This window comes from Rhizobium sp. WCS2018Hpa-16 (genome assembly GCF_031843705.1).
Classification (GTDB): Bacteria; Pseudomonadota; Alphaproteobacteria; order Rhizobiales; family Rhizobiaceae; genus Agrobacterium; species Agrobacterium tumefaciens_C.
Map to the genome: position 1 here is coordinate 367771 of NZ_JAVTIX010000002.1, position 25408 is coordinate 393178.

Annotated in this window: 23 protein-coding genes, 1 tRNA gene and 1 riboswitch; of the genes, 16 read left to right on the forward strand and 8 right to left on the reverse strand. The window is 58.2% G+C overall.

Translation table 11 applies throughout. The features are described from left to right. Positions 1–250 precede the first annotated feature (250 nt). The 3 genes from RQI55_RS07935 (at position 251) to RQI55_RS07945 (ending at position 3680) form a co-directional block, all read left to right on the forward strand. Entirely contained in the window at positions 251–1447 is a 1197-nt protein-coding gene (locus RQI55_RS07935; RefSeq protein WP_243256701.1) for an aspartate aminotransferase family protein, read from the forward strand. A 58-nt stretch (positions 1448–1505) separates the two neighbouring features. Further along, a complete protein-coding gene (argF, locus tag RQI55_RS07940; protein WP_243256700.1) occupies positions 1506–2423 on the forward strand; it encodes an ornithine carbamoyltransferase in 918 nt (305 codons plus the stop codon). Positions 2424–2687: 264 nt separating this feature from the next. Beyond that, complete coding sequence (locus RQI55_RS07945; RefSeq protein ID WP_243256699.1) at positions 2688–3680, forward strand: Hsp33 family molecular chaperone; 993 nt, start codon at positions 2688–2690, stop codon at positions 3678–3680. A 49-nt stretch (positions 3681–3729) separates the two neighbouring features. Here the strand turns inward: RQI55_RS07945 and apaG are convergent, their stop codons facing one another. Together apaG and RQI55_RS07955 are read right to left on the reverse strand one after the other, a co-directional pair. Continuing rightward, complete coding sequence (apaG, locus tag RQI55_RS07950) at positions 3730–4122, reverse strand: Co2+/Mg2+ efflux protein ApaG (protein WP_042617919.1); 393 nt, start codon at positions 4120–4122, stop codon at positions 3730–3732. A 262-nt stretch (positions 4123–4384) separates the two neighbouring features. After that, positions 4385–5569 (reverse strand): O-succinylhomoserine sulfhydrylase, encoded by a 1185-nt coding sequence (locus RQI55_RS07955; protein WP_243256698.1) that lies wholly within the window; start codon positions 5567–5569, stop codon positions 4385–4387. 45 nt (positions 5570–5614) lie between these two features. Beyond that, positions 5615–5693: riboswitch (SAM riboswitch) on the reverse strand. 75 nt (positions 5694–5768) lie between these two features. On the opposite strand from RQI55_RS07955, the gene RQI55_RS07960 reads away from it, so the two are divergent. The 3 genes from RQI55_RS07960 (at position 5769) to RQI55_RS07970 (ending at position 8406) form a co-directional block, all read left to right on the forward strand. After that, the gene (locus tag RQI55_RS07960; RefSeq protein WP_243256697.1) at positions 5769–6866 is read left to right on the forward strand and encodes a 2'-deoxycytidine 5'-triphosphate deaminase; all 1098 of its coding nucleotides are present in this window, start codon (positions 5769–5771) and stop codon (positions 6864–6866) included. A gap of 44 nt (positions 6867–6910) precedes the next feature. Next, positions 6911–6984 (forward strand) — tRNA-Gly (locus RQI55_RS07965). A gap of 234 nt (positions 6985–7218) precedes the next feature. After that, positions 7219–8406 carry an MFS transporter gene (locus RQI55_RS07970; RefSeq protein ID WP_243256696.1) on the forward strand — a complete coding sequence of 396 codons (1188 nt, stop codon included), beginning with the start codon at positions 7219–7221 and terminating at the stop codon, positions 8404–8406. Here the strand turns inward: RQI55_RS07970 and RQI55_RS07975 are convergent. Further along, positions 8384–9373, reverse strand: coding sequence for a helix-turn-helix domain-containing protein (locus RQI55_RS07975; RefSeq protein ID WP_042617961.1), 990 nt, complete (start codon positions 9371–9373; stop codon positions 8384–8386). The genes RQI55_RS07970 and RQI55_RS07975 overlap by 23 nt on opposite strands. 256 nt (positions 9374–9629) lie before the next feature. On the opposite strand from RQI55_RS07975, the gene RQI55_RS07980 reads away from it, so the two are divergent. Together RQI55_RS07980 and RQI55_RS07985 are read left to right on the forward strand one after the other, a co-directional pair. Next, positions 9630–11882: an autotransporter domain-containing protein gene (locus RQI55_RS07980; protein WP_311272456.1), complete on the forward strand. Its 2253-nt coding sequence runs from the start codon at positions 9630–9632 to the stop codon at positions 11880–11882. A 192-nt stretch (positions 11883–12074) separates the two neighbouring features. Next, entirely contained in the window at positions 12075–12398 is a 324-nt protein-coding gene (locus RQI55_RS07985; protein WP_243256694.1) for a BA14K family protein, read from the forward strand. A 28-nt stretch (positions 12399–12426) separates the two neighbouring features. Here the strand turns inward: RQI55_RS07985 and RQI55_RS07990 are convergent, their stop codons facing one another. Next, the gene (locus RQI55_RS07990) at positions 12427–14322 is read right to left on the reverse strand and encodes a glycosyltransferase family 2 protein (protein ID WP_311272457.1); all 1896 of its coding nucleotides are present in this window, start codon (positions 14320–14322) and stop codon (positions 12427–12429) included. Positions 14323–14537: 215 nt separating this feature from the next. Here RQI55_RS07990 and RQI55_RS07995 point away from each other — a divergent pair, with 215 nt between their 5' ends. Then, positions 14538–15299, forward strand: coding sequence for a transporter substrate-binding domain-containing protein (locus tag RQI55_RS07995; protein ID WP_311272560.1), 762 nt, complete (start codon positions 14538–14540; stop codon positions 15297–15299). A 9-nt stretch (positions 15300–15308) separates the two neighbouring features. On the opposite strand, the gene RQI55_RS08000 is transcribed toward RQI55_RS07995, so the two are convergent. Both RQI55_RS08000 and RQI55_RS08005 read right to left on the reverse strand, forming a co-directional pair. Then, positions 15309–15974: a helix-turn-helix transcriptional regulator gene (locus RQI55_RS08000; protein ID WP_243256691.1), complete on the reverse strand. Its 666-nt coding sequence runs from the start codon at positions 15972–15974 to the stop codon at positions 15309–15311. Between the two features lie 113 nt (positions 15975–16087). Continuing rightward, entirely contained in the window at positions 16088–16738 is a 651-nt protein-coding gene (locus RQI55_RS08005) for a response regulator transcription factor (protein ID WP_042617966.1), read from the reverse strand. 222 nt (positions 16739–16960) lie between these two features. Here RQI55_RS08005 and RQI55_RS08010 point away from each other — a divergent pair, with 222 nt between their 5' ends. Beyond that, positions 16961–17329, forward strand: a complete 369-nt coding sequence (locus tag RQI55_RS08010) for a DUF952 domain-containing protein (RefSeq protein WP_243256689.1) — start codon at positions 16961–16963, stop codon at positions 17327–17329. Then, on the forward strand, positions 17329–18417 hold the full coding sequence (locus tag RQI55_RS08015) for a quinone-dependent dihydroorotate dehydrogenase (RefSeq protein ID WP_243256688.1): 1089 nt from the start codon (positions 17329–17331) through the stop codon (positions 18415–18417). The genes RQI55_RS08010 and RQI55_RS08015 overlap by 1 nt, the downstream gene beginning before the upstream one ends. A 267-nt stretch (positions 18418–18684) precedes the next feature. Here RQI55_RS08015 and RQI55_RS08020 read toward each other — a convergent pair whose 3' ends face one another. Together RQI55_RS08020 and RQI55_RS08025 are read right to left on the reverse strand one after the other, a co-directional pair. Further along, positions 18685–19182 carry a CAP domain-containing protein gene (locus RQI55_RS08020; RefSeq protein WP_042617969.1) on the reverse strand — a complete coding sequence of 166 codons (498 nt, stop codon included), beginning with the start codon at positions 19180–19182 and terminating at the stop codon, positions 18685–18687. A gap of 1 nt (position 19183) precedes the next feature. Next, positions 19184–19450, reverse strand: coding sequence for a DUF6460 domain-containing protein (locus RQI55_RS08025; protein WP_042617970.1), 267 nt, complete (start codon positions 19448–19450; stop codon positions 19184–19186). A 158-nt stretch (positions 19451–19608) separates the two neighbouring features. Between RQI55_RS08025 and RQI55_RS08030 the strand changes: the two genes are divergently transcribed. The 5 genes from RQI55_RS08030 (at position 19609) to pdeM (ending at position 25405) form a co-directional block, all read left to right on the forward strand. Beyond that, complete coding sequence (locus tag RQI55_RS08030; RefSeq protein ID WP_243256687.1) at positions 19609–20550, forward strand: methyltransferase domain-containing protein; 942 nt, start codon at positions 19609–19611, stop codon at positions 20548–20550. Between the two features lie 183 nt (positions 20551–20733). After that, positions 20734–21345, forward strand: coding sequence for a YitT family protein (locus RQI55_RS08035; RefSeq protein ID WP_243256999.1), 612 nt, complete (start codon positions 20734–20736; stop codon positions 21343–21345). A gap of 58 nt (positions 21346–21403) precedes the next feature. Then, positions 21404–22045 carry a YitT family protein gene (locus tag RQI55_RS08040; protein ID WP_243256686.1) on the forward strand — a complete coding sequence of 214 codons (642 nt, stop codon included), beginning with the start codon at positions 21404–21406 and terminating at the stop codon, positions 22043–22045. A 39-nt stretch (positions 22046–22084) separates the two neighbouring features. Beyond that, complete coding sequence (locus RQI55_RS08045; protein ID WP_311272458.1) at positions 22085–24604, forward strand: ligase-associated DNA damage response DEXH box helicase; 2520 nt, start codon at positions 22085–22087, stop codon at positions 24602–24604. A gap of 72 nt (positions 24605–24676) precedes the next feature. Next, on the forward strand, positions 24677–25405 hold the full coding sequence (gene pdeM / locus RQI55_RS08050; protein ID WP_243256684.1) for a ligase-associated DNA damage response endonuclease PdeM: 729 nt from the start codon (positions 24677–24679) through the stop codon (positions 25403–25405). The last annotated feature ends 3 nt before the right edge of the window (positions 25406–25408 follow it).

Below are 25408 nucleotides of genomic sequence, written 5' to 3' on the forward strand. Positions count from 1 at the left end.
TTTTCCCCAACTTGCTGTGTTTGTGAGTCAGAAAAGCAACACCTAGTGTGCGTCATATCAGCCCCTACAACAGCTTGAGAATGCCTGAAAATGAGGACATTTGTTGACATCCTCAGGCGAAGTGACAATAGTGCCCTCGCAGTAAGAGGATACCCCAAGCCGCCGCGAGGCGGCATTTTTGATTTTCAGGCACGGGATAACCGGTAAGACCCATTGACAGCGCCCTTTATGCGCAAGGAGTGAGACAGCCATGGCCGACACAGCGCCATTGTTCGATACGTTTTCCAGAGCACCCTTGCGGTTTGAGCGAGGAGAGGGCGTTTGGCTCATCACCGAGACCGGCGAACGATATCTGGACTTCGGTGCGGGCGTGGCCGTCACATCGGTTGGCCACAGCCATCCGCACCTGGTCGAAGCCCTGAAGGGTCAGGTCGAGAAGGTCTGGCACCTATCCAATCTCTATGAGATTGCCGGTCAGGAAACGCTGGCCAAGCGGCTGACGGATGCAACCTTTGCGGACAAGGTGTTCTTCACCAATTCGGGTGCGGAATCCTTGGAATGCGCGATCAAGACGGCGCGTCGCTACCACTACACCCACGGCCATCCTGAAAAATTCCGCGTCATCACCTTTGAAGGCGCTTTCCACGGACGTACGCTGGCGACCATCGCGGCTGGCGGGCAGCAAAAATACATCGAGGGTTTCGGACCAAAAGTCGAAGGCTTCGATCAGGTGCCGTTCAACGATCTGGACGCCCTGAAGGCTGCCATCGGGCCGGAAACGGCTGCCCTGCTGATCGAGCCCATTCAGGGTGAGGGCGGTGTTCGCCCCGTTGCCCCTGAGTTCCTGCGTTCCCTGCGCGCTTTGTGCGAAGAGCACGGCCTGCTGTTGATTTACGATGAGGTGCAGACCGGCGTTGGACGCACAGGCAAGTTCTTTGCCTATGAATGGTCTGGCGTGTCGCCTGATATCATGGCCGTGGCCAAGGGCATCGGCGGCGGCTTTCCGTTCGGCGCCTGCCTTGCAACGGCGGAAGCTGCATCCGGCATGACGGCTGGCGTTCACGGCACGACCTATGGCGGCAATCCGCTGGCGATGGCCTGCGGAAATGCGGTGCTGGATATCATTCTGGCCGATGGCTTTCTCGAGCATGTGCGCGATGTCACATTGATATTCCGCCAGGGCCTTGCATCGTTGAAGGATCGCTACCCCGACGTGATCGAGGAAATCCGAGGCGAGGGGCTGCTGATCGGTATCAAGGCGAAGATGCCATCGTCCGAACTGTTGCACGCCATCCGCGCCGAGCACCTTCTGGGTGTTCCAGCAGGTGACAACGTCATTCGTATTCTGCCGCCGCTTGTTGTCACGGCTGAAGAAGCGCGTGAAGGATTGGCCCGGATTGAACGTGCGGCGGAAAGCCTCACGACGAAAACCGCAAAAAGCGCCTGAATGCGCATAGTCAGGTGCGCGCCCAAGGCGCCACCTGCATCGATGGGACTGTATTGAAATGGCATCAGCAAAGCATTTTCTAGACCTTTCGGCCGTCGGCTCTGAGGACCTGCGGGTCATTCTGGATGACGCGCGCGCACGCAAGATTGCGACCAAGAACGGCACGGCGGAAAAGCCGCTGGCTGGCAAAATGCTGGCGATGATTTTCGAAAAACCATCCACCCGTACCCGCGTTTCCTTCGATGTCGGCATGCGCCAGCTCGGCGGCGAGACTTTGTTTCTCTCTGGCACGGAAATGCAGCTTGGCCGCGCTGAAACCATTGGCGATACGGCAAAGGTTCTGTCGCGCTACGTGGATGCCATCATGATCCGCACCACCGACCATTCGCGTCTGCTGGAGCTTGCCGAACATGCGACCGTGCCTGTTATCAATGGTCTCACGGATGATACGCATCCCTGCCAGATCATGGCGGATATCCTAACCTTTGAAGAGCATCGCGGCCCGATCAAGGGCAAGACCATCGCCTGGACGGGTGATGGCAACAATGTGCTGCATTCGCTGGTGGAAGGTGCCGCCCGTTTTGGCTACCGCATGAACATGGCCGTGCCTATGGGGTCTGAACCCCATGACCGGTTCATGAACTGGGCGCGCAACAACGGCGGCGAGGTCAAGCTGTATCATGATGCGCAGCGGGCCGTCGAAGGTGCCGATTGCGTCATCACCGACACCTGGGTCTCCATGAACCAGGAGCATAAGGCTCGCGGCCACAACATTTTCCAGCCCTATCAGGTCAATGCCGCGCTGATGGGCAAGGCCAATGATGATGCGCTGTTCATGCACTGCCTGCCAGCGCACCGTGGCGAGGAAGTGACCGACGACGTTATCGATGGCCCGCAGTCTGTGGTGTTCGATGAGGCGGAAAACCGTCTGCATGCGCAAAAGGCCATCATTGCCTGGTGCATGGGCGTTATCTGATCTGACCGGGTGCCGTTGAGGCAAGCCATGCGGGGTGCTTGAATATCCGGCATGGCTTCCCATTTGTAGCACCAAGCACGTGCTGCCGGACTTCATCGGCAGCTTTCATCAATGTTCACCGCAATACCCGGCCGGACGTGGTTCCGTTTTCACCTCCGCCGGTTTATCTATGCGGTAACAGCATCATGCCCGCTGGCCAGTTTCGCCTGCCGCCTTATCTGTCGGTGTGGCTGTGCGCAGTTGGGGCACCAAGGAGTAAGTGATATGGCAGATGTGACGGTCGATCTGGACACCCTCGAATTCGCTGGCGACGACAAGGTCGTTCCCTTTCAGGTGGAAGGGCTGGATGTGCGCGGCCGCGCCGTGCAGGTTGGGCCGCTGCTGAACGCCATCCTGGACCGCCATGAATATCCTCCGGTTGTCGCCCGCCTGCTGGCGGAAGCGGTGGTGTTGACCGCGCTGATCGGCACATCGCTGAAGTTTTCCGGAAAGCTCACGGTCCAGACCAAGAGCGACGGCCCCGTGGACCTGCTGGTTGCCGATTTTACCGCGCCGGAAAACATGCGCGCCTATGCCCGCTTCGATGAGGAGCGGTTGGCGCAGGCGACGGCTGAAGGAAAGACATCGCCGGAACAGCTGCTGGGTGCGGGTATTCTCGCCTTCACCATTGATCAGGGCGTGGGCATGCAGCCCTATCAGGGCATCGTTCCGCTGGATGGTTCGACACTCGAAGAAATCGCAGGCGTCTATTTCCGCCAGTCGGAGCAATTGCCCACCCGCGTGCGGCTGGGCGTTGCCGAATTGTTCGATCGTGACGAGGAAGGCAAGCCCCGTCACGGCTGGCGTGCCGGTGGCCTCATCGCGCAATTCCTGCCGCAGGCACCGGAGCGTTTGCGCCAGCGGGATCTGCATGGCGGGGATGGCGATGAGAACAATGTGGATTATGCGGTAGACGATGCCTGGAATGAAGCAGTTGCTCTGATCGACACGGTCGATACAGATGAACTGACCGATCCGCAGGTGCCAGCGGAAAAGCTGCTTTATCGCCTGTTTCACGAGCAGGGCGTGCGGGTTTACGATCCGCAGCTGATCCTTGATCGCTGCAACTGCTCCCGTGAGAAGATCAAGGGTGTTCTCTCAGGCTTCTCAGCCGACGAGATCCGCGACAGCCAGGAAGACGGCGTTATTTCCGTCACCTGCGAGTTCTGCTCCACCACCTACCGCTATCAGGTGGATGAGCTTGAGGCTGCGGAGTGACAATGGCAGGCCGGATCTGAAAGGTCCGGCCGAATGCCGTTTAAGGTGCTTAGTTCAGCACGCGCATCAGCCCCGGGCTATCCAGCGAAAATGCCGGGATGGCCACGGTAAAGACTTCTCCGGTGTCAGACTGCATCTCGTAATGGCCGAACATCATGCCGGATGGCGTATCCAGCGGGCAGCCGGATGAATATTCGTAAGTCCCGCCGGGCTCTAGATGCGGCTGTTCGCCGATCACGCCGGGGCCGGACACTTCGTCCACCTGTCCATTTTCATCAGTGATATGCCAATAGCGGTTGACCAGCGTCACGCCGATCTCGGAATTGTTGGAAATCACAACGGTGTAGCCCCAGACATATCGGCTGTCAGCCGGGTCGGACTGCTCTTCAAGATAATAGGGGTCGACTGTGACCTCGATATCTCTTGTTAGCGCACGGTACATTACGGGACCTTAAGTAATTGGTTGTCCAGACATTCTACACTACAGGCGCCGCCTATCGTCAATAAACCGTAAGGCGATATTAGCGTGGCAGCCCAAAACAATGCACGTTTCGGCTGGCATGGATTGCTCCACGGGCTCATTTCGGTGGTTGAGTGTAGCAGGTCTGGAACGAAGATGTTCCTTGTTTCAATGGCGTCAAATCCATCTAAAGGCGATCGCCATGGCAAACGGCCCGGTCGCAATGCCGGGCCATCCGTGTTTCTCAGGCAGAGACTGCAGCCATTGCCGCCGCAAAATCCTCCAGCAGATCATCGGTATCTTCGATGCCGCAGGAAAGGCGCAGCGTGCCACCGGACATGCCGAGTTCGGCGCGCGCCTCATCCGTCAGGTTCTTGTGGGTGGTCGTGGCAGGGTGGGTAATCAGGCTCTTAGCATCGCCCAGATTGTTGGAAATCTTGACGATTTCAAGCGCGTTCTGCAACTTGAATGCCGCCTCCTTGCCACCCTTCAGCTCAAAGCACACCAGCGTCGAGCCGCCAGTCATCTGCTTGGCAATGATATCGGCCTGCGGATGGTCTGCGCGACCGGGATAGATGACCTTGGCGACCTTGCTCTGATCCGCCAGAAAATCAGCGATCTTCGCAGCGTTCGCCGTCTGCTGGCGCACGCGCAGCGGCAGGGTCTCGATGCCTTTCAGCAGGGTCCATGCGTTGAACGGAGACATGGCCGGGCCGGTGTGGCGGAAGTAATCCTGAAGCTCTTCCTCGATCCATTTCTTGTCGGACAAAACAACGCCGCCAAGGCAACGTCCCTGACCATCAATATGCTTGGTGGCCGAATACACGACGATATGCGCGCCTAGTTCCAGCGGCTTCTGGAAAAGCGGGGTGGCAAACACGTTGTCGACCAGCAATTTGGCGCCAACCTGGTTTGCAAGCTTCGCAACGCCTGCGATATCAATGACTTCGAGCGTGGGGTTGGTGGGGCTTTCGAGGAAGAACAGCTTCGTGTTTGGCTGTATCGCCTTTTCCCAGTTGGCAAGATCGCGTCCGTCAACCAGCGTGCATTCAATGCCGTAGCGCGGTGCAAGCGTTTCGACAACCCAGCGGCAGGAACCGAACAAAGCGCGGGCAGCAACGATGTGATCGCCGGCCTTCAGTTGGCACAGAATGGCAGCGCTGACAGCGGCCATGCCGGATGCCGTGGCGCGCGCATCTTCGGCACCTTCCAGAAGGCACATGCGCTTTTCGAACATGTCATTGGTGGGGCTGGCGTAACGGGCGTAGATGAAGCCCTCCGTCTCGCCCTTGAAGCGCGCTTCGGCGGCTTCGGAATTTTCATAGACGAAGCCTTGCGTCAGGTAGATGGCTTCGGATGTCTCGCCATATGCCGACCGCAGGGTGCCGCCGTGTACCAGCTGTGTTGCCGGGCGCCATTTCTTGCTCATGTCATCACCTTACAAACAAAAAAACCGGTCGCAATAGCGGACCGGTTACAAGCGCACCCGGTCTTTTTAGCCATTTGTTTAACGTGGCTGCAAGCCGACCGGCCAAATCACCACGGGATAAGGTTGCCATAACTCTGTTAACGACTTGCGTCAATGGTTTGCTTTTGGTTTTGTCGCCATGAAAAGGGATGATGAAAAGATGACGAGAACGACGGGCATATTGGCAGATGGCGCTATCCGGGACCTGTTCGAATCAGGCCAACTGGCCAGCGAACGGCCGCTGGATGAAGACCAGGTACAGCCCGCCAGCCTCGATCTTCGTCTCGGCGCGAAAGCCTATCGTGTGCGTGCCAGCTTCATGCCCGGCCCCTCCACGAAAGTCATCGAAAAGCTGACCCGGCTCAGCCTGCACGAGATTGATCTGCGCGAAGGCGCTGTTCTGGAAACCGGCTGCGTTTACATCGTGCCCTTGATGGAAGCGCTGGCGCTACCGGCTGACATGGCAGCCTCTGCCAACCCGAAAAGTTCGACCGGACGCCTCGATATCTTCACCCGCGTCATCACCGATTATGCGCAGGAATTCGACAAGATCCCGGCAGGCTACCACGGCCCGCTCTACCTCGAAATCAGCCCGCGCACATTCCCCATCGTCGTGCGCCAGGGCTCACGCCTGTCGCAGATACGCTTTCGCATCGGCCATGCGCTGCTGGCAGAAACGCAATTGCTGGCGCTGCACGAGAGCGAAACGCTGGTCGCCAGCGAAACGCCCAATGTCTCCGGCGGCGGCATTGCGCTGTCCATCGACCTTGAAGGTTTCGGGGAAACGGGCCTGATCGGCTATCGCGGTAAGCACCACACGGCGGTGGTGGATGTCGACCAGAAGGCTGCCCATGATGTGCTGGATTTCTGGGAGCCGATCTATTCCAGAGGCCGCGCCGAGCTTATCCTCGATCCCGATGAATTCTACATCCTCGTCTCGCGCGAAGCCGTTCATGTGCCACCGCTTTACGCCGCCGAGATGACCCCCTATGACCCGCTGGTCGGTGAATTTCGCGTGCACTATGCTGGCTTCTTCGACCCCGGATTCGGCCATGCCAGCGCAGGCGGCACAGGCAGCCGCGCCGTGCTAGAAGTCAGAAGCCACGAAGTCCCCTTCATCCTGGAACACGGCCAGATCGTCGGCCGTCTCGTCTATGAGCATATGCTGACAAGACCCGAAGGCCTCTATGGCGCAGGCCTCGGCTCCAACTATCAGGCCCAGGGCCTCAAGCTCTCAAAACACTTCAAGGCTGAGTAGCCCCTTCTTGACAGGCCGGTTAAACTGCCCGAAGTTTCAATCGCGCGGGTGTAGCTCAATGGTAGAGCAGCAGCTTCCCAAGCTGAATACGAGGGTTCGATTCCCTTCACCCGCTCCAGTCGTTTTTTGAGAAAGCTCAATCAGGCGCGCTGTCGGCGTGCCTCCTGCCAGGGACGCGTGGTCACCTTCAGCGCGTGTGGTGGGCCATTAGACATACGCTGTTGCGTCTGCACCGTCGTTGAAATACTTGAGCAGTTCTTTCGATCTTCATTTCTGTTTTTATTGCATTTCAAAACGGCATACCACGCACGTTAGGCAGCGTATGTCTGCCGGTTCGCATTTTCAGGCTCGCATGGTTTTCAAACAGATCAGACATCTGCTTCCCGTTCTGGTGACGGCAGGCATGGTTATAGGGGTGCATGGGCTGCAACTGACTTTGGTTGCCGTGCGGGGTGCGTCTCATGGGTTTTCTGTCACCCTCATCGGGGTCATGAGTGCGGTTTACAGCCTGGGTTTTGCCATGGGGTGCCTGTGGGCCACGCGGCTTTTGGCCCGGTTCTCCCACAGCCAGATCTTCACGATATTGGTGACGGTTGCGGCATCTGTCGCGGCAATGATGGCATCGACGGCTGAGCCGGCCATCTGGATCGGCCTGCGGTTGGTATCAGGTTTCGCCTATGCTGGTCTGCTGGCGTTGATTGAAGGTTATATCAACGCGAACGCCTCCAATTCCCATCGGGCGCAGATATTGTCGATCTACCGCTTTGTCACTTTGGGTGCGGTGGCTGCGGCACAATATGCCATTCCGCTTGTTGGCGTGAACAGTTCCGCGCTTTTTCTGCTGATTTCGGCTGTGCTCGTCGCAACGCTGCTTCCATTTTCTCGCGTTAAAACCGTTGGCTCTGCCGCTGCGATAACTCGTCGTTTTGATCTTTCCAGCGCCTGGCGCATCAGCCCGTTGGCCGTGCTGGGCGCTATTGCGGCGGGCATGACGGCAACCACCTTTCGCTCCACCGGGCCGGTCTACGCACATCTGGTTGGGATGACACCAGCCGGTATCGCAACCTTCATGAGCGCGGGTCTGATGGGCGGGCTGATCCTGCAATATCCTCTCGCCTTTTTTTCAGATCGAATGAACCGCATCGCGGTCATTGTCGTCACGCTCATGGGGGCGGTGGCCATGGCGGGGTTTCTGTCAGCCTTTGCTGATACCAACACGATGCTCAACATGATCGGCATCGCCATCTTCGGGGCATTCAGTTTTCCGGTCTATGCCCTGTGTTCTGCGCATGGACATGATCGCGCAGGCCACGGCCATGAAAACGTCGCCCTGGCGGCATCCCTGTTGTTCTTCGTGTCTGTGGGCGGCGCGCTCGGCCCCTTGCTCGTCTCTGCACTCATGCAGCATGCGGGGCATGCGGCATTCTTCCTTTACATGATGTCTGTTCACGGATTCATGGGTGCCTATGCCGTCTATGCTTTGACGACAGGCGATTTGAACAAAAGCGGGGAAGCGCCTAGGCGTTCGTCAGTGCCCTGATCCAGCCATCGAAATCAGCGGCGGATTTGCTGTCTTTTGCCGCCTGCGTTTCGCTGAGCTGACGCCGGTACTGGCCGGGAGACATGGCGAAAAGGTCTGAAAATGTTCGTATGGCGTGGCTTTCGCTGGCAAAGCCAACCTGGTGACACAGAGTGCCCACGCTGAAACGGCCCATATCCGGTCGTGCAAGCAGCTGGCGCAGCTTCGTTGCTCTGGCCTTTTGTATGTGGCGGGAAATGCCGCCCGCAGACTTGAAAAGATCATAGAGACGTGTGCGGGAAAGATTGGCCTTCTTGCTCAGCCATTCGGGAGAGAGGTTGCGGTCGGCAATGTGCGCATCGATCAGAAGCCGCACACGTTCCACGGCATCGTTAGGGTCTTTGGGTTGCGCAGTGTGGCTCGTGTCCAGCGCCAAGGCCAGCGCCTGCCGAAACATCTGCGTCACGCGCCCGGCAGCGGCCATGTCATCATGCAAGGGGCGCCGCACCAGTGATGCCATGAGGTCGGCCAGAATGAAGGCGTTGCCACCTTTGAGAACCGTGCCGTGCAGGTTGCGGGCATCCGTATCCACGGTGCTGACCAGATCTGCCGCGACAGAAAACGTGACATAGTGACAGTCCGTCATCATCGTGCGTTGCGCTTGTGTGGTGTCGAAGAGAACAATGTCTCCTGCCGCAACAGAGCGCGTCGCGTTCGGCGTTTCCACCTGTAACTGGCCGGAAAGATTGAGCTGCAAGGTAAAATGTTCGAACCCGTCGGCGCTGGCCCGGCGCAAGGAGCGTTCATGCGCAACATCGTTCAGCTTGCGCTCGAACATCACGAGCTTCCCCAGGCGCGATGCCTTCACCCAGCCACGGAACCCAGGGCCATTGGTGCTGACATCAGAACCTCCCGCGTAAAGATCGCGATAGGCATCAAAACTGTCTTGATGTGGCAGGGATGCACTGTCGAACACGAAGGATGTCATAATAAGCCTTGAAATATTATAATATTCAAAAATACTATTTTCTCATGCAGTGAGTATAAAATAAGAAAAATGATCCAATAATCTTTTTATACTTTGTTGTCCCGCAACAAATCGCCTGCCGGGACGTCCAGACAATGAATACGGACGCTCAGACATATTCGAAAACCAGCCATACGGATAGATTTGTCGCAGATTTTTATATCCGCGCTGAATCTAAACTATGCGGTTGCAGCAATATGCAGGGGAATGAAGCGAAATGACGATGACATCAGGTAAGCCAGATCATGGCATGTCCAGAAACACGCGCAGGCTTTTCAGCACAACGTCATTGATTGCGCTGGCGCTGGCCGCATCGGCGGCGTTTCCCCTCAGCGTGCAGGCCATTGGCGGTACGCCAGCTCCTGACACCTCCAATACCAGCGCAAACACGACCTTCGACCAGTTCACGCAGCCTGATGTGGTTTATAATCCTAAAATTATCGGTCTCAGTGGTGATGGCTCCACATTGCTCGTGACAGGCTATGGCGAGCTCGGCTACCTTCCCTATTTGTGGAATGGTTCTGCGGGATCATCGCCAGTCATAACTAGCCAATTTAATGCATCTGATATCAATGAAGACGGTTCCGTCTATGTTGGGTCGGGACTGAGCAACGCCTACCGCGTCAAGAATGGTGTCATCGAGGATCTGGGAGCGTTCGGTAACGACTACCAAGGTGTGAGCGATGACGGCAACGCCCTTTTCGGTCACGGCTATGTCTACGTGGGTCCCGGGGGTATGCCGACCCTCCCTGGGCTTCATGCTTTTTACTGGTCGACTGCATCTGGTGCCGCAGCGGACGGTGTCATGGTGGACATCGGAACGCTGCATGGCAGCAATGGCTCGAATGCCAAAGCGATCAGCGGGGATGGGGCCACGGTGGTCGGCTATTCGGATAATGAGGCATTTCGTTGGCGGGTGGGGGGGACGATTACGGGCTTGGGAGTGCTTGTGGGTGACGGATCTTCCAAAGCCTTGGCCGTTTCAGCCGATGGCAGCGTTGTCGCGGGTACGTCAACTGGCGGAGTCGACAGGGTCTTCCGCTGGACGGATGCGGGTGGAATGCGAGACATCGGGAATCTGACTCTCGCGGATGAGGATGCTGGCCAGGGCATCAATTTCGGCCGAATGAGCGCAGACGGCAGCACGATCGTTGGCTCGGTTAATGTTTCTCCTGACAACAAAGATCCGAGCTACACCGCTGCCTACCGTTGGCATGTGGGCAGCGACGGCATCACCGGAACCATGCAGAATCTGGGCGGCTTTGGTGGGGGCTATGCCGAGGCCAGCGCCGTGAACGCAGATGGCAGCGTCGTCGTCGGCTCTGCAAATGACACCAACGGCTTGTACCACGGTTTCCGTTCGACGGAAGCGACCGGCTTGACCACCGTTGAAGACTGGTTGCGCGCCAATGGTGCTACCATTGCGGTGGACACGACGGCAACAGCAGAATCAGTCTCCAACAATGGCAATGTCGTTGCGGGCATGACCCAGAACGGCCAGTTCTACTATGCCCGTGTCGATGCCCTCGGCGCCGGCATCATCACGCCTGAACAGTTCGTGCCGACCATTCAGAGTGCTGCGGCCACGCCCACCACCACGCAGCTTGGTTCTGCCAACACCGCCATGTTCGGTGCTCAGGGCAGCCCGATGCGCAACTTGCTCAATGCCGGTCAGCGTTCCGCCTGGGGCACGGTGGATAGCGGTTATGACAAGAGCGATGCTTCCGATGGTGGCTTCGGCCTGGGCGAAATCGGCATGGGTTATGGCATTGCCGATGGTGTCACAGGGCGCTTTGCCATCGGTGGCACCTATACCAACCAGGATCTGGAAGGCGGCGGCGATTTCAACTTCAAGGGTTTCTACCTCTCGCCTGAAGTCACGGCCAATGTCGTCAGCAATCTCTATGTGACGCTGGGCGGTTATTATGCTGGCGGTAAAATGGACATTCACCGTGGCTATATGAATGGCGGCGCGCAGGACTTCTCCAACGGCAACACGGATACGCAGACCTTCGGCGGCAAGCTGCGCTTTGACTGGCTGGATGCGGTCACGATTGCCGATACGGCCATCTCGCCTTACATCGGCCTGTCGCGTGCCAACAGCAAGGTGGATGCCTACACGGAAAGCGGCGGCTCCTTCCCGGTCGCCTATGACGAGATGAGCGATCACGCAACGATTGCCCGTCTTGGTGCAGACTACGTTCACCCGCTAAGCGACAGCATCACGCTTCTGGCGCGTACGGAAGTTGCCCATCGCTTCGAGGACAAGTCTTCCGCTACAAGCGCAAACATTCTCGGCCTGTCATCGGTTGACCTGCCCGGTCAGGATTTGAAGCAGTGGTGGGTTCGCGGCGGCCTCGGCGCAGAATTCGCTGTCGGCGGCGGTACAGCATCGCTAATGGTCAACGCATCTACAGAAGGCGGCGACCCAAGCGTTTGGCTGCGTTCCGGCTGGAAGGTCAACTTCTGACGCTGCCAAGGCCTGATTATCCGCTCAAAACCACCGAAGCAATTCGGTGGTTTTTCTGTTTGGGGGCACCAAATCACCGATGCGTGATCGGTTTTTGGTGTCTGTCAATACAAAAAATTAACATTTCCACTTTTTTGGAACAAAAGCTTGCTGGGGCACGTTGGTTTTGCAAATAGAATAAAGGAATTACCAATGTCCAAAATGGTAAAACTGGTTACTCTCGCTGCAATAACCCTGGGCTTCTCGGCCGCCACCACCATCCCGGCCCATGCGCTCAGCGTCATCGCGCCCGCCTATGCGGAGCAGGCTCAGTCGCAGAGTGGAACCTATGATAGCACGCCTATTGCCTTTAGCAGCGGAGCCGCCGCAAGTGCGAGCGCCTCCAGCATGTCCTTGTCAGCTGAGGAAATTCAGCATGTGACGTGGTGCGCTACCCGCTACCACTCTTATCACGCAACCGACAACACCTATCAGACCAAGCAGGGCGCGCGCGCCGAGTGCCAGTCTCCATACTGATCAATCTAGGCTGGTTTAAGCCGTATAACTAAGTTGATTTGGATACTGGCTTGTGGGGCGTCTTGTTCCACACAAATGGCTTATAGCGAAGCTCGAAAACAGCCCGCCACGCCGCGGCTGAGAGCATCAGCCAGTAAATAGGCGTCGCCAGCCATCGCCTTCCGATCAAACCCCTTTCATGATCTATCATCGCCCGCGTCCCCATCAACAGGAAGACGGTGTAGCTGGCGAACATGTTCAGCGTGTCCACGGTCACAAGGGCGAGTTGGCTTGGCGAGAAGGCAGCAAAACCATCAAGCCAGAGAGCGCGGCCAACCGACATCAGATAGATGATGAAAAGCGGGTGGGTGAGGGCAGATAGAAGCATGCCGCCGATGAGAAGCTGAAAGACGAGATAGGCTTTCCAACCCATTTCCCGCGCAACGGTCAGCGGTGAACGCATCATCACCAGCCAGGTCTGCAGCCAGCCCTTGAACCAGCGGCTGCGCTGGGCCAGCCACACAGAAAGGTCTGTCGGTGCATCCTCCAGCGTCTGATAGCTGATCACGTCGGAATAATAGCCAAGCCTGTAAAGGCGCATGCCCAGATCGGCATCCTCGGTCACATTATAAGGGTCCCAAGCGCCCACCTTGCGCAAGATCGATGTTCGGAAATGGTTGGATGTGCCGCCTAGCGGAAGGGGCATTTTCATGCGCGCAAGCGTCGGCAACATGCGCCGGAACAGCGCTGAATATTCCAGTGAAAAAGATGATGTGATCCACGACGCATCGGCATTGCTGATGATGAGCGGTGCCTGAAGACACGCCAGGGTCTCGGAACCATCGCGAAACCGCGTATAGGCCTCCCGCAATTGCTTGGGGTGCGGTCTGTCTTCGGCGTCGTAGATCGCGGTAAACTCGCCGCGCGCGCCTGAAAGCGCGTAGGTCAGGGCTTTCGGCTTCGTGCGCGGCAGCGATGGCGGAACGGTGACGATCTCGAAATGCGGGCCGGGGCAGGTGCGCCGGATTGCAGCAATCGTGCCCTCATCATCCGCCTCGCAAACAAGCTTGATGTCCAGACGGGATCGGGGCCAGTCCATCCGGTCCAACGCGGCCACGAGCTGTTCAACAACCGCCTCTTCGCGGTAAAGCGCCACAAGGATCGTGTAGACGGGCAGCTCTTCCTCGCGGGTCGTCTCAACCAGCGCCAGTGTGCGCCTGTCCGGCTGAGATCGCAGCGGCAGAAGCCGAAACAGGATCGCAGCCATATAGAGTGCCGCCGTCACGATGTGCAGAAGGTGAAACGTTGTGGTGGGAGAGAGCAGCAGCGCGCCGATGAGAAGTGTAACGCCGACGCCGAGCAGAAAGCCCTGCTTGCCATGCAAGGTGATGCGCGCCGAAAAATGTGGTGTTGCATCGAACAGGGCATTCACGGTTTGGCGTGTCTGCCGTTCAGCCCCGGCATGCCACACCGCGTCGCGAAGTGCCGATGGTGTGGTCACGACCAGATCTTCACGCAAGCCGGGCGTCGTTCCAAGCGCATGTTTTAATCGCTCAATGCTGCTGACATCAGGCACGATTGCGATATAGGGGGCAGCATCGTGAGGCCGAAGGCGCACCATGCGCGCCTCGATAAGATGCACATCCAAAGACGGCGTGTCCACCACCAGCGCCCCATTCAGCTGTGGTTCAAACGGCAGGCGCAGATACCGGGCGAAAGCACCGAAATAGGAATCTTCCGTTACCATTCCACTGGAAATCACCTCCGCCTCGAAGGTGGAGCCGTTGCGCCGGGCGCGGGCGGAAAATGTCTCGATATAGGGCTTGCCAAGCCCCAGCGTCTTCAGAAACTCGGTTTCGGCACTGTCTGGTTGGTGGCTGTCGATGCCGAATAAAAGACCGTCGTCGGACCGGTCGCTGACAACAATATCACTCCTGACAAGCATCGCTTTTCGCGATTCTTGTGTATACTCATCAAAACGCAACGCCACTATCAACCACCGGTAAGGTGGTTGCCCCTAAATTCCCCAAGCGGATCATATCTATGCGCCTACCAGTTGCACCCGTAAAATTGATGGGTATTTTCACCGCTTTCGTCTGCGCGATCGGCCTTGGAAGTTCCCATCCGGCCAGTTCCGAAACTCTGGGGGAGGCGGGTCGCCTGCCTCTTTTGTTTGATAGCCAGGAGCGTCTGCCGGGGGCGGATCTTTCCACCGTTCCCCGTGTGCGGTTCCTGATGTCGGTTGATTTCCCGCCCTTCAATTTCACCGATCAGGATGGACGCCTTGCGGGTTTCCACGTTGATCTGGCCCGGGAAATCTGCGCGCAGCTGAAAGTCGAAAGCAAATGCCAGGTGCAGGCGCTGCCGTTTGACGAGCTGGAAGCCGCCGTGGAAATGGGCGAGGGCGAGGCCGTCATGTCCGGCATCGCATCCAGTGCGGATCTGCGCAAAAGCTTCAGCTTTACAAGACCTTATATCCTGCTGCCCGCCCGCTTCGCCATCAACAAGACAACCAAGCTCGAGGGCCAGTCGGCCAATGCGCTATCCGGTAAGAAGGTGGGTGTTGTCACCAATTCGCGGCACGAGGCCATGCTGAAAGCCTTCTTTCCGGCAGTTGTCGTGAACGGCTTCGATGGCTACGAGCCGATGTATGAGGCCTTGAAATCCGGCAAGATCGATGCGGTCTTTGCCGATGGGCTGCGTTTGCCCTTCTGGGTTTCCGGCACGGCCTCAGCCGGTTGCTGCGCCCTGTTCGATGGCCCCTATATGTCGGATCGCTTCCTGGGCGAGGGCTTATCGATCATGACCGTAGACCCTGAAAACAAGCTGGTTCCCGCCTTCGATCAGGCCCTTGCTGCCCTGTCGCGCAACGGACGGCTGGAAGAAATCTACCGCCGCTATTTCCCGTACGGGTTGTTTTAATCCTGCAGATTACTGGCTGGCCCAGATGATGCGGGCCATCCATTCCACATCGGCCAGATCGAAGCTGCGATTGGGGTGCTCGGGGTTTAGCGAGAACAATTCGATGGTCTTGGCTGTCTGGCGCGCCAGCACCTTGGCCATGACTTCGCCATCCTTGCTTTTCACCACCACGCGGTCTCCCCGGCGTACCTGCGCGCCCGGCTCCACGATCAGCATATCGCCATCGCGGTAAAGCGGCATCATGCTGTCGCCCTGCACTTCGAGGGCGTAGACGCCCGGACGGCTTGCAGGGGAGGCGGGAAAATCGACCACATCCCATCCCTGACCTGCGGGAAAGCCGCCATCATCGAAGAAGCCGCCAGAACCTGCCTGCGCAAAACCCAGCAGCGGAATGGCACCCGTCTGGGGCGGAAAATTGCCATCGGGCAGCGTATTCTTGCCCATATGGTTCATGGCGTAACCGAAAAATTGGTCGACCGTCGCGCCGGTGGCATCCAGAACCTTGGCAATGGATTCGGTCGATGGCCAGCGCTGGCGCCCGTCCGGCCCCACACGTTTGGACTTGTTGAACGATGTCGGGTCAAGGCCCGCCTTCCGCGCCAGGCCTGAAGGCGTCAACTGGTTACGGTCCGCAAGCGTATCGATCGCAGTCCAGATATTATCGTGTGACAGCATGTTGAACGGTCCGGATAGGGCGGCGGCGTCACGCTGCCCGCTTCACTATCAAACGAAATTTAGCCAAACACGATCAAAGAGTAAAGTAGAAAAAGGAATAAAATCCTTGTAAACTATGCCACCATCGTCGGTGTGTTGATCTTCGAAAGCTGGATCACCGCCTGTGTGCGGCTGTCTACCTTCAATTTCAGCAATATTGCGGAGACATGGGCTTTGATCGTTGCTTCGGAAACGCCAAGCTCATAGGCAATCTGCTTGTTCAGCAAGCCTTCCCCCAACATGCCCAGCACACGGCTCTGCTGTGGCGTCAGCGTTCTTAAGCGGTGGATGAGATCGGCCATATCGCGGTCCTGATCCTGCCCGGACTGACAGGATGCCGGTATCCAGACATCGCCTTCCAGCACAGCACGGATCCCGGCGCGCATGTCTTCAATGCCGCAGGACTTGGAAATGAAGCCGGATGCGCCGAGTTCAATGGCGTGGCGCATGGTCGAAGGGTCGTCCGTGGCAGAAACGATGATGATGGGCAGGCTGGCGAATTCCGCCCGCAGCGCCATCAGGCCGGAAAACCCGCTAACGCCCGGCATGGCAAGATCGAGCAACAGAAGATCGGCATCGGGTTGGCGCTCCACAGCACGCTTGGCCGCCTCGAAATCGCCAGCTTCGATGATTGTATTGTCGCCCTCAAGCCCCGTGACCGCCTGGCGCAACGCGCCACGAAACAAAGGATGGTCGTCTGCGATGATGATGGTGAGCTGTGACATGCCGTACCCCCTCCCAAGAGCATTTCATGTAAACCTTATTGTTGGTGGAGTTTCGCCAAACGTCAAGCTCCACAAACCAAGGATTGTGTAAAATTTTGGCGCAACGCACGGTCTTATGGGCTGTGACGCCAGCCGGTTCTGACAATCCGCAAAAAACAGTGCCGCACTGTGGACAAGCAAGGGCATTTGCGGCAAACCGCCCGCATATGAAGGAGACGCTGCATGCCTGAAACGCCCCCTGATATCGATAGCCCCGTCATCTACAAGGTCGTGCCATCGGCCCTTTGGCGCGAGGCCAAGGAGGCGGGTGTTTTCACCGGCGCGGCCATAGACATCACGGATGGCTACATCCATTTTTCCACCGCAGCCCAGGTCAAGACAACGGCGCAGCTCCATTTCGCTGGTCAGGAAGATCTTCTTCTGGTCGCGGTCGATGGTGGCGCGCTGGGCGATAAGCTCGTGTTTGAAGCCTCGCGTGGCGGCGACCTCTTCCCGCATCTATACGCACCCCTGCCTTTCAGCGCCGTCCTGTGGGAAACGCCGCTCACGCTGGATGATGATGGCGCACACCAGTTTCCGGAGATTGCATGATGAGTGGATTTTTTTCCCAGCTGGGCCGTCGCGGCCTGTTTTTGATGGACCCGGAAGTGGCCCATGGCATGTCGATCACGGCGCTGCGCAGCGGCTTCATTCCCACCTGCCATGTGCCGCATGATCCGCGCCTGCAACAAACGGTGGCCGGGCTGGTCTTCCCCAATCCGCTCGGCATGGCGGCGGGCTATGACAAGAACGCGGAAGTGCCCGGGCCTCTTTTGAAGCTCGGCTTTGGTTTCACCGAAATCGGAACCGTGACGCCATACCCGCAATCGGGAAACCCGAAACCGCGTATTTTCCGGCTGGTGGAAAACGAGGCCGTCATCAACCGTCTCGGCTTCAACAATGAGGGCCATGCAGCAGCTCTGGCGCGCCTGTTTGCAGCCAACCTGCGCGGCATTGTCGGCGTCAATATCGGCGCCAACAAGGATAGCGACGACCGCATCTCGGATTACGTGAAGGGCATCGAGGCCTTCTCGTCGGTCGCGTCCTATTTCACGGCCAACATCTCTTCGCCCAACACGCCGGGCCTGCGCGATTTGCAGGCACGCGAAAGCCTTTCGGCGCTTCTGGCGGCTGTGCTGCAAAAGCGGGATATGGAAACGCAAAAGCTGAACCGCGCCATTCCCGTCTTCCTCAAGATCGCGCCTGATCTGACCGAAGAAGGGCTGGATGATATCGCGGCTGAGGTTCTCGCCCATAATCTCGATGGCCTGATCGTCTCTAACACCACGCTGTCGCGCACCGGCCTCATGCCGGGCCAGAACAACCATGAAACTGGCGGCCTTTCCGGCAAGCCGCTGTTTGACCTGTCGACCACGGTGCTGGCCAAGATGCGCAAGCGCGTCGGCCCCGCGCTGCCCATCATCGGCGTTGGCGGCGTGTCATCGGCTGAAACCGCACTGGAAAAGATCAAGGCAGGTGCTGATCTGGTCCAGCTTTATTCGAGCATGGTCTATGGAGGGCCGGGGCTTCCGGGCAAGATCGTGCGCGGGCTTTCCACCCTGGTGGAGCGTGAGCGGGTTGGGAATGTCAGGGAGTTGCGGGACAGTGCTGTGGATCGCTGTGCTGAGCGGAAAATCTAAAGCATGTCGCGTTTAATTGTCCTCAATTAAACGATAACGTACATGCGGCAAAGCATGAGCTAAAGCATGTCACAGTGAATCCTATTCACTGTGACATGCTTTAGCGGATAATTCGAGGCTCCGACCTCTCCTCCGTCATCCTAGGGCTTGTCCCTAGGATCTGATCACGCCTCCAAAATCACAACGTAGCAGATGCTCGGGACAAGCCCGAGCATGACGAAGAAGGCGTTGAAGAGACCGAACCTTTGGCCTTCAGCCCAACCCTCATTACCGACACAGCACCATCGCCCAATAGGGGCGGTTGTTGGCGGCGGCATCATAGGCAACGGCCACGCCAAGGCCGCCGTAATTGCCCAGCATGTTTTCCAGATGGTGCGGAGAGCCGATCCAGGCTTTGACGACACGCTCGACGGTATCCTGACCGGCGGCCACATTTTCAGCGGCAGGCAGGGGAACGCCGCCCTCTTTCATGCGAATGAGAAAACTGTCGGTTAGGCCGATGAGATGCGCCATTTTCTGCGCCTTCACCATGCGGCTGGCCTGATAGAGCGCGGCCTGTTGCGCGGCACTATTGGCACTGAGCGTTCCCAGACCTTTGGAGCGGCGAAGCTCGTTGACCATGGGCAGCGCGGCTGCGGTTTCATCCCGGGCACCTGAGGCGATGCCCTTGTTGGTGGGGCGGGAAACGCAGGCGGAAAGGGCGGCGCTTGCGCCAACCAGCACGAAGCCGCGCCGGGAAAGCGAAAAGACTGTCTGTTGGGTCATATTAGCGGCGAAAGCTCAAAAGGCGAAGGATGATGAAGACGGGAATAACGATCACGGCACCGGCCAGCAGGTAGTCGCCAATGCTGCCCAAAGCGCGGAAGCCGCTGTGCCAGATGTCGAGAACGAAATCGCGCACGCCGTAGATGATGTTCCAGGGCGTCAGGCCGAAAACCGCCATGACGAAGCCCACGATCAGCGACACGACGAGCAATTTGATGATTGTCCGCGCCACACTGTCACCCAGCACCTTATCGACCTCACCAGCCATCAGCAAATCTCCTAAATTCCGCCAAGACATATGAAGCCAGGCACCACTATGCAAGCGATGACGCAGTCTCTGCGCCATAATTGCCTTTGCCATGAAATAGGACTTGAGTTTTTTTGTGGCCTGATGAAAGACAGCCCACCTCTTTCAGGAAAGCAATGATGGCCCCAAACCAGTTTTCGTCCGGCGATGCCATCGCAGACCGGCGCGCCGATTATGCCCGCATGCTCGGCGAAAGCGGAGATCACGCCGCTGCGGCAGAGTTGATGGAACAGGCGCTGGAACTTGTGCCCTCATGGGCGGCAGGCTGGGTGCAACTGGGCGATTATTGCGACAAGGCTGGCCAGACCGAAAAGGCTATTGCAGCCTACCAGACCGTGGACGGGCTGGATCCGGATGGAATTTTCGCAGCCCCTTTGAAACTGGCGGTGCTGGGCGCCGTCGAAACCCCGGAACAACCGCCGAGCGCCTATGTCGAAGGCCTGTTCGATGATTATGCCGAGCGGTTCGAAACATCGCTGGTGCAAAAGCTGGATTACAGCGTGCCGCAGAAGCTGGCAGCCTTGATCGAAACGGCAAAGCCTGAAGCCGGCGAGTTTGCCTGTGTGGTCGATATCGGCTGCGGCACCGGTCTTCTGGGTGTAGAAATCTGCGAATGGGCAGCGCGGTTGGAAGGTTTCGATATTTCCGCAAACATGCTGGCCAAGGCCCAGGAAAAAGCGATCTATCACCATCTGGCGCAGGCCGATCTTTCGCTAGCCTCAGAAGCCTCGGGCCTCTTTGCCGCTAATCTGCCCCGCCACCGTGCAGACCTCGTCGCCGCTGCCGATGTCATGATGTATCTCGGCAGTCTGGAAACGGTCATGCCGCTGGTGATTGAACTGCTTGCGCCGGGCGGTTCCTTTGCCTTTTCGGTGGAAGATGCTGAAGATGCCGATGGTTTTGTCCTGCGGCCATCCCTGCGCTATGCCCATTCGCAATCCTATGTCTGTGGCCTGCTGGCTGCGTCAGGGCTCGAAATTAAGGCTATCGAGAAAACCACCATTCGCAAGGATGCCGGAAAACCCCTCGGAGGCATTCTGTTTCTTGCCAGAAAACCCTGATGATCTTTTCGTTTCTTGCCTTTTGATCGATAGGTCAGCCCTGCTTACATATCGATATTGAACGTGCGGCTTTTGCGGTGCAAAATGGTCTCCATCGAGCGACCCATCCGGCGGATCCGTAGCGCGTCGATGCAGTTCCATTTTGGGGTAGCGCACATGGCATTCACGAGAAGCGTTTATGGCATGTGGAGTGCCGATCCGGCCAAGCATGCGCCACTGGAAGATATTCAGGGCATCGTCACCGGCAGCATCGTCTCTGCACTCGGCTTCTATATGCTGGCCAAGGTCGGCCTGCTCACGGGCGGCACGGCGGGTGTGGCCTTTCTCGTGCATTACGCCTTTGGCATCAGCTTCGGCCTCATGTTCTTCCTCGTCAATCTGCCCTTCTATTACCTGTCCTTCCGGCGGCTCGGGCTGGCCTTCTCGCTCAAAACCTTCATCGCCATCGGTCTCGTTTCGGTGCTGACGGAGCTGGAAAGCCGCTGGATGGTCATCGAAAGCATCAACCCGCTCTGGGCCGCCCTTCTGGGTGGGCTGCTTCTGGGCTACGGGCTTCTGGCGCTGTATCGGCACCGCGCAAGCCTTGGCGGCATCGGCATTCTGGCGATTTATATTCAGGACCGTTTCGGCATTCGCGCCGGTCTCATCCAGCTTGCTTTCGATAGCTGCGTCATGGTCGCCGCTTTCTTTGTCATCGATCCCGCAACGGTTGGTTATTCCATCGTCGGTGCCTTCGTTCTCAACCTCTTCCTCGCCATCAACCACCGCTCGGATCGCTATATCGTCGTGCGCTGATCCCTTGAGTTTTTTGTGAACTCTGCGCAAAGAGTGGAAGGCCAAGGCGGGGACCATGATGAGCGACACTGCAGAACAGACACGACTGAGGTTTTGGGCATCGACCCCTGAGCGCCATTCCGCGCTGGAGGATGCGCAGGGCGTCATCGCGGGCAGCATGCTGATATCGCTCGGCGTCATCCTGTTGTCGGGCGGCGGGCTTCTGACAGGTGGCGTCGTGGGCGTCGCGTTTCTGCTGCATTACGCAACCGATATCAGCTTCGGCCTTCTGTTCTTCCTCGCCAATCTGCCGTTTTATTACATTGCGCTGAGACGCCTCGGCCTTGCCTTCACCCTCAAAACCTTCTGCGCCGTGGCGCTGACGGCTCTGCTATCGGAATATCTTCCGCATTTTATCCCCTTGCAAAGCGTCAATCCCATCGTGGCTGCGCTTTTCGGCGGTCTCACGGTTGCAGCAGGCATGATGGCGCTGTTTCGTCACCGCGCCAGCCTTGGCGGCTTTGGTATAGTGGCTCTCTACATTCAAGATCGTTTCGGGGTTCGCGCCGGTCTTGTCCAGCTTGCCTTTGATTGCACGGTTCTGTTCTGCTCGTTTTTCGTGGCGACGCCGCTCATCATCGTCTGCTCCATTCTCGGTGCGCTGGTCATGAACTTGGTTATCGCCATCAACCACCGGAAAGACCGTTATATCGCGGTCTAAGGCCCTTCTTTTTCGGCTGGCTTTCACTACTTTAGGGGTGTGAAACACATAGACCCTCCCACGTCCGGCCAAGATGTCGGCAGTCTGCCTTTAGCTTTCCAGACATGGTTTGGGCAAAAGGGCTGGAGCCCCCGCGCCCACCAGCTGGAACTCGCCGCCCGCGCCAGAGCCGGCGAAAACATGCTGCTGATTGCGCCCACAGGTGCAGGCAAGACGCTCGGCGGCTTCATGGCATCGCTGACGGATTTGGCTGAGCGCGGCAAGGTGCCGCCCGGTTCAGCTTTCGTCGGCGTGCACACGCTCTACATCTCACCGCTGAAGGCACTGGCTGTCGATATCGAGCGTAACCTGATGAAGCCGGTGTCGGAGATGGGCCTGCCGATTTCGGTGGAAACCCGCACAGGGGACACGCCTCAGTCCAAGCGTCAGCGCCAGAAACTCAAGCCGCCGGATATTCTGCTGACGACACCGGAACAGGTCTCGCTACTGCTCGCCAGCAAGGAAGCGGAGCGTTTCTTCAAGGACCTGAAATTCGTGGTGCTGGATGAGCTGCACTCGCTCGTTACCTCCAAGCGTGGGCATTCGCTGGCGTTGGCGCTGGCGCGGGTGCGCAAACACGCGCCATCAATGCGCACCATCGGCCTGTCCGCCACCGTTGCCGATCCCATGGATTTGCAGCGCTATCTCATCCCGCAAGCGGATGGCCAGCCCGTCGCCGGCCTCATCACCGTGGATGGCGGGGCCAAGCCCGATATTGCCATTTTAACGACCGAAGAGCGCATTCCATGGTCCGGCCATTCGGCGCGCTATGCCATGCAGGATCTCTATCCGGCACTGAAAGCCCACAAGACCACGCTGATTTTCGTCAACACCCGCTCGCAGGCCGAACGTATCTTTCAGGAACTCTGGACGATCAACGACGATAATCTGCCCATTGCCCTGCATCACGGCTCACTGGATGCGGGCCAGCGGCGCAAGGTGGAAGCCGCCATGGCGGAGAACAAGCTGCGCGCCGTCGTTGCCACCTCAACGCTTGATCTTGGTATCGATTGGGGCGATGTCGATCTCGTCGTGCATATCGGTGCGCCCAAGGGCGCAAGCCGCCTTGCCCAGCGCATTGGTCGCGCCAACCACCGAATGGATGAGCCTTCCAAGGCCATCCTCGTTCCGGCCAATCGCTTCGAGGTTATGGAGTGCCGTGCAGCGCTGGACGCCAATTATGTCGGCGCGCAGGATACGCCACCCATTGCGGAAGGCGCGCTGGATGTGCTGGCCCAGCATGTACTCGGCATGGCCTGCGCCGAACCCTTCGATGCCGATGATCTCTACCGCGAAGTCATCACCGCTTCGCCCTACGCAAATCTCCCGCGCGATACCTTCGACCGTATCGTCGATTTCACCGCAACCGGCGGCTACGCGCTGCGCACCTATGAGCGATATGCCCGCATCCGCCAGACGAAAGATGGCCTGTGGCGTGTGTCCAACCCGCAGGTCGCCATGCAGTACCGGCTCAATCTCGGCACCATCGTTGAGGCAGCAGAGCTGAATGTCCGCATGGTCAAGCGCAACGCCAAGGGCACCATCGGGCGCGGCGGCATGACGCTGGGCAAGGTCGAGGAATATTTCCTTGAGCAGCTGGTGCAGGGCGATACGTTTCTGTTTGCAGGCAAGGTGCTGCGTTTCGAAGGGATCCGCGAGAGCGAATGTCTGGTCAGTCAGGCCTTTTCGATGGACCCGAAAATACCGTCCTATGCCGGGGGCAGGTTCCCCTTGTCCACCTATCTTGCAGATCAGGTGCGCTCCATGCTGGCAGATCCCGCCCGCTGGCAAGCCTTGCCGGGTCAGGTCCGCGACTGGCTGGCCATCCAGAAGGAAAAATCCGTCATCCCAAAGCGCGATGAACTGCTGGTCGAGACATTTCCGTTTCGCAAGCGCTTCTTCATGGTCATGTATCCCTTTGAGGGGCGGCTGGCCCACCAGACGCTGGGCATGTTGTTGACGCGGCGGCTGGAGCGGGCAGGGGCAAAGCCCATGGGCTTCGTCGCCACCGATTATTCGCTGGCCATATGGGCGCTGGAAGATTTGGGCCTGCGCCTGCAATCGGGCCGCCTGTCGCTAACCGATCTTCTGGATGAAGACATGCTGGGCGATGATCTTGAGGCGTGGCTGGACGAATCCTTCATGCTGAAACGCACCTTCCGCAATTGCGCGATCATCTCAGGCCTCATCGAGCGTCGCCATCCCGGTAAGGAAAAGACTGGGCGGCAGGTCACGGTATCGGCTGATCTTATCTATGACGTTCTTCGCAGCCATGAGCCCGATCACATCCTTTTGGAAGCGACCCGGCGCGATGCATCATCAGGACTTTTGGACATTGGCCGACTTGGCGATATGCTAAGGCGAATCAAAGGTCACACCACCCATTGCGCTCTGGAGCATGTCTCGCCGCTGGCCGTACCGGTCATGATGGAAATCGGGCGCGAGACGGTTGCAGGTCAGGCCATGGATGATGTGCTGGCCGAAGCCGCCGACGAGTTGATCGCCGATGCGATGTCATAGAGCAATTCCAGCAAAAGTGGGAACCGGTTTTGCGTCCGGAATTGCGCCCTAGATACAGAAAGTAAGTGATACGTGTTGAGCCGACTTGCCCTGAGCGACAAATTTTCCAGCGGCTTTGAATGCCTTGGCTCGGAAACCGTCATCAACGGAGTTGCTGGCTGGTGCGATCCGCTGGGCGGCCTTTACCTCCCGGATCTGTCGGTACTGGTCGTTTCGGATTTGCATCTGGAAAAGGGTGCAGCCTTTGCCCGGCGCGGTCGTATGCTGCCGCCCTATGACACCATCGCCACGCTGAAAATCCTGTCGTCCCTCATCAGCCGTTACGATCCGAAGATCGTCGTCAGCCTTGGCGATAATTTCCACGATCGCATCGGATCAACGCATCTGCCCTTGCCACTGCGCGAGGTCATCAAGGAGATGGCGAAGGGCCGTGAGTGGGTCTGGATCAACGGCAACCATGATCCTGATGGCACCGTCGATCTGCCGGGCTCTTCAACCGATGAGATGGTCTATGGCAGCCTCGTCTTCCGGCATGAGCCGAAGCTGGGTGCCGCACCCGGTGAAATCGCCGGTCACCTTCACCCCGCCGCCACCGTGCGCCGCCGCGACAAGTCGGTGCGCCGACCCTGCTTCGCAACCGATGGTGCGCGCATGCTGATGCCGGCCTTCGGCGTGTTAAGCGGTGGTCTGGACCTGCGCCACAAGGCCATGCAGGGCCTGTTCGACCATGCGGCACTGGTCGCGCATATGCTCGGTCGTGACAGGATCTACTCGGTCCGCTTCACAAACCTGCTGGGTTAGGCC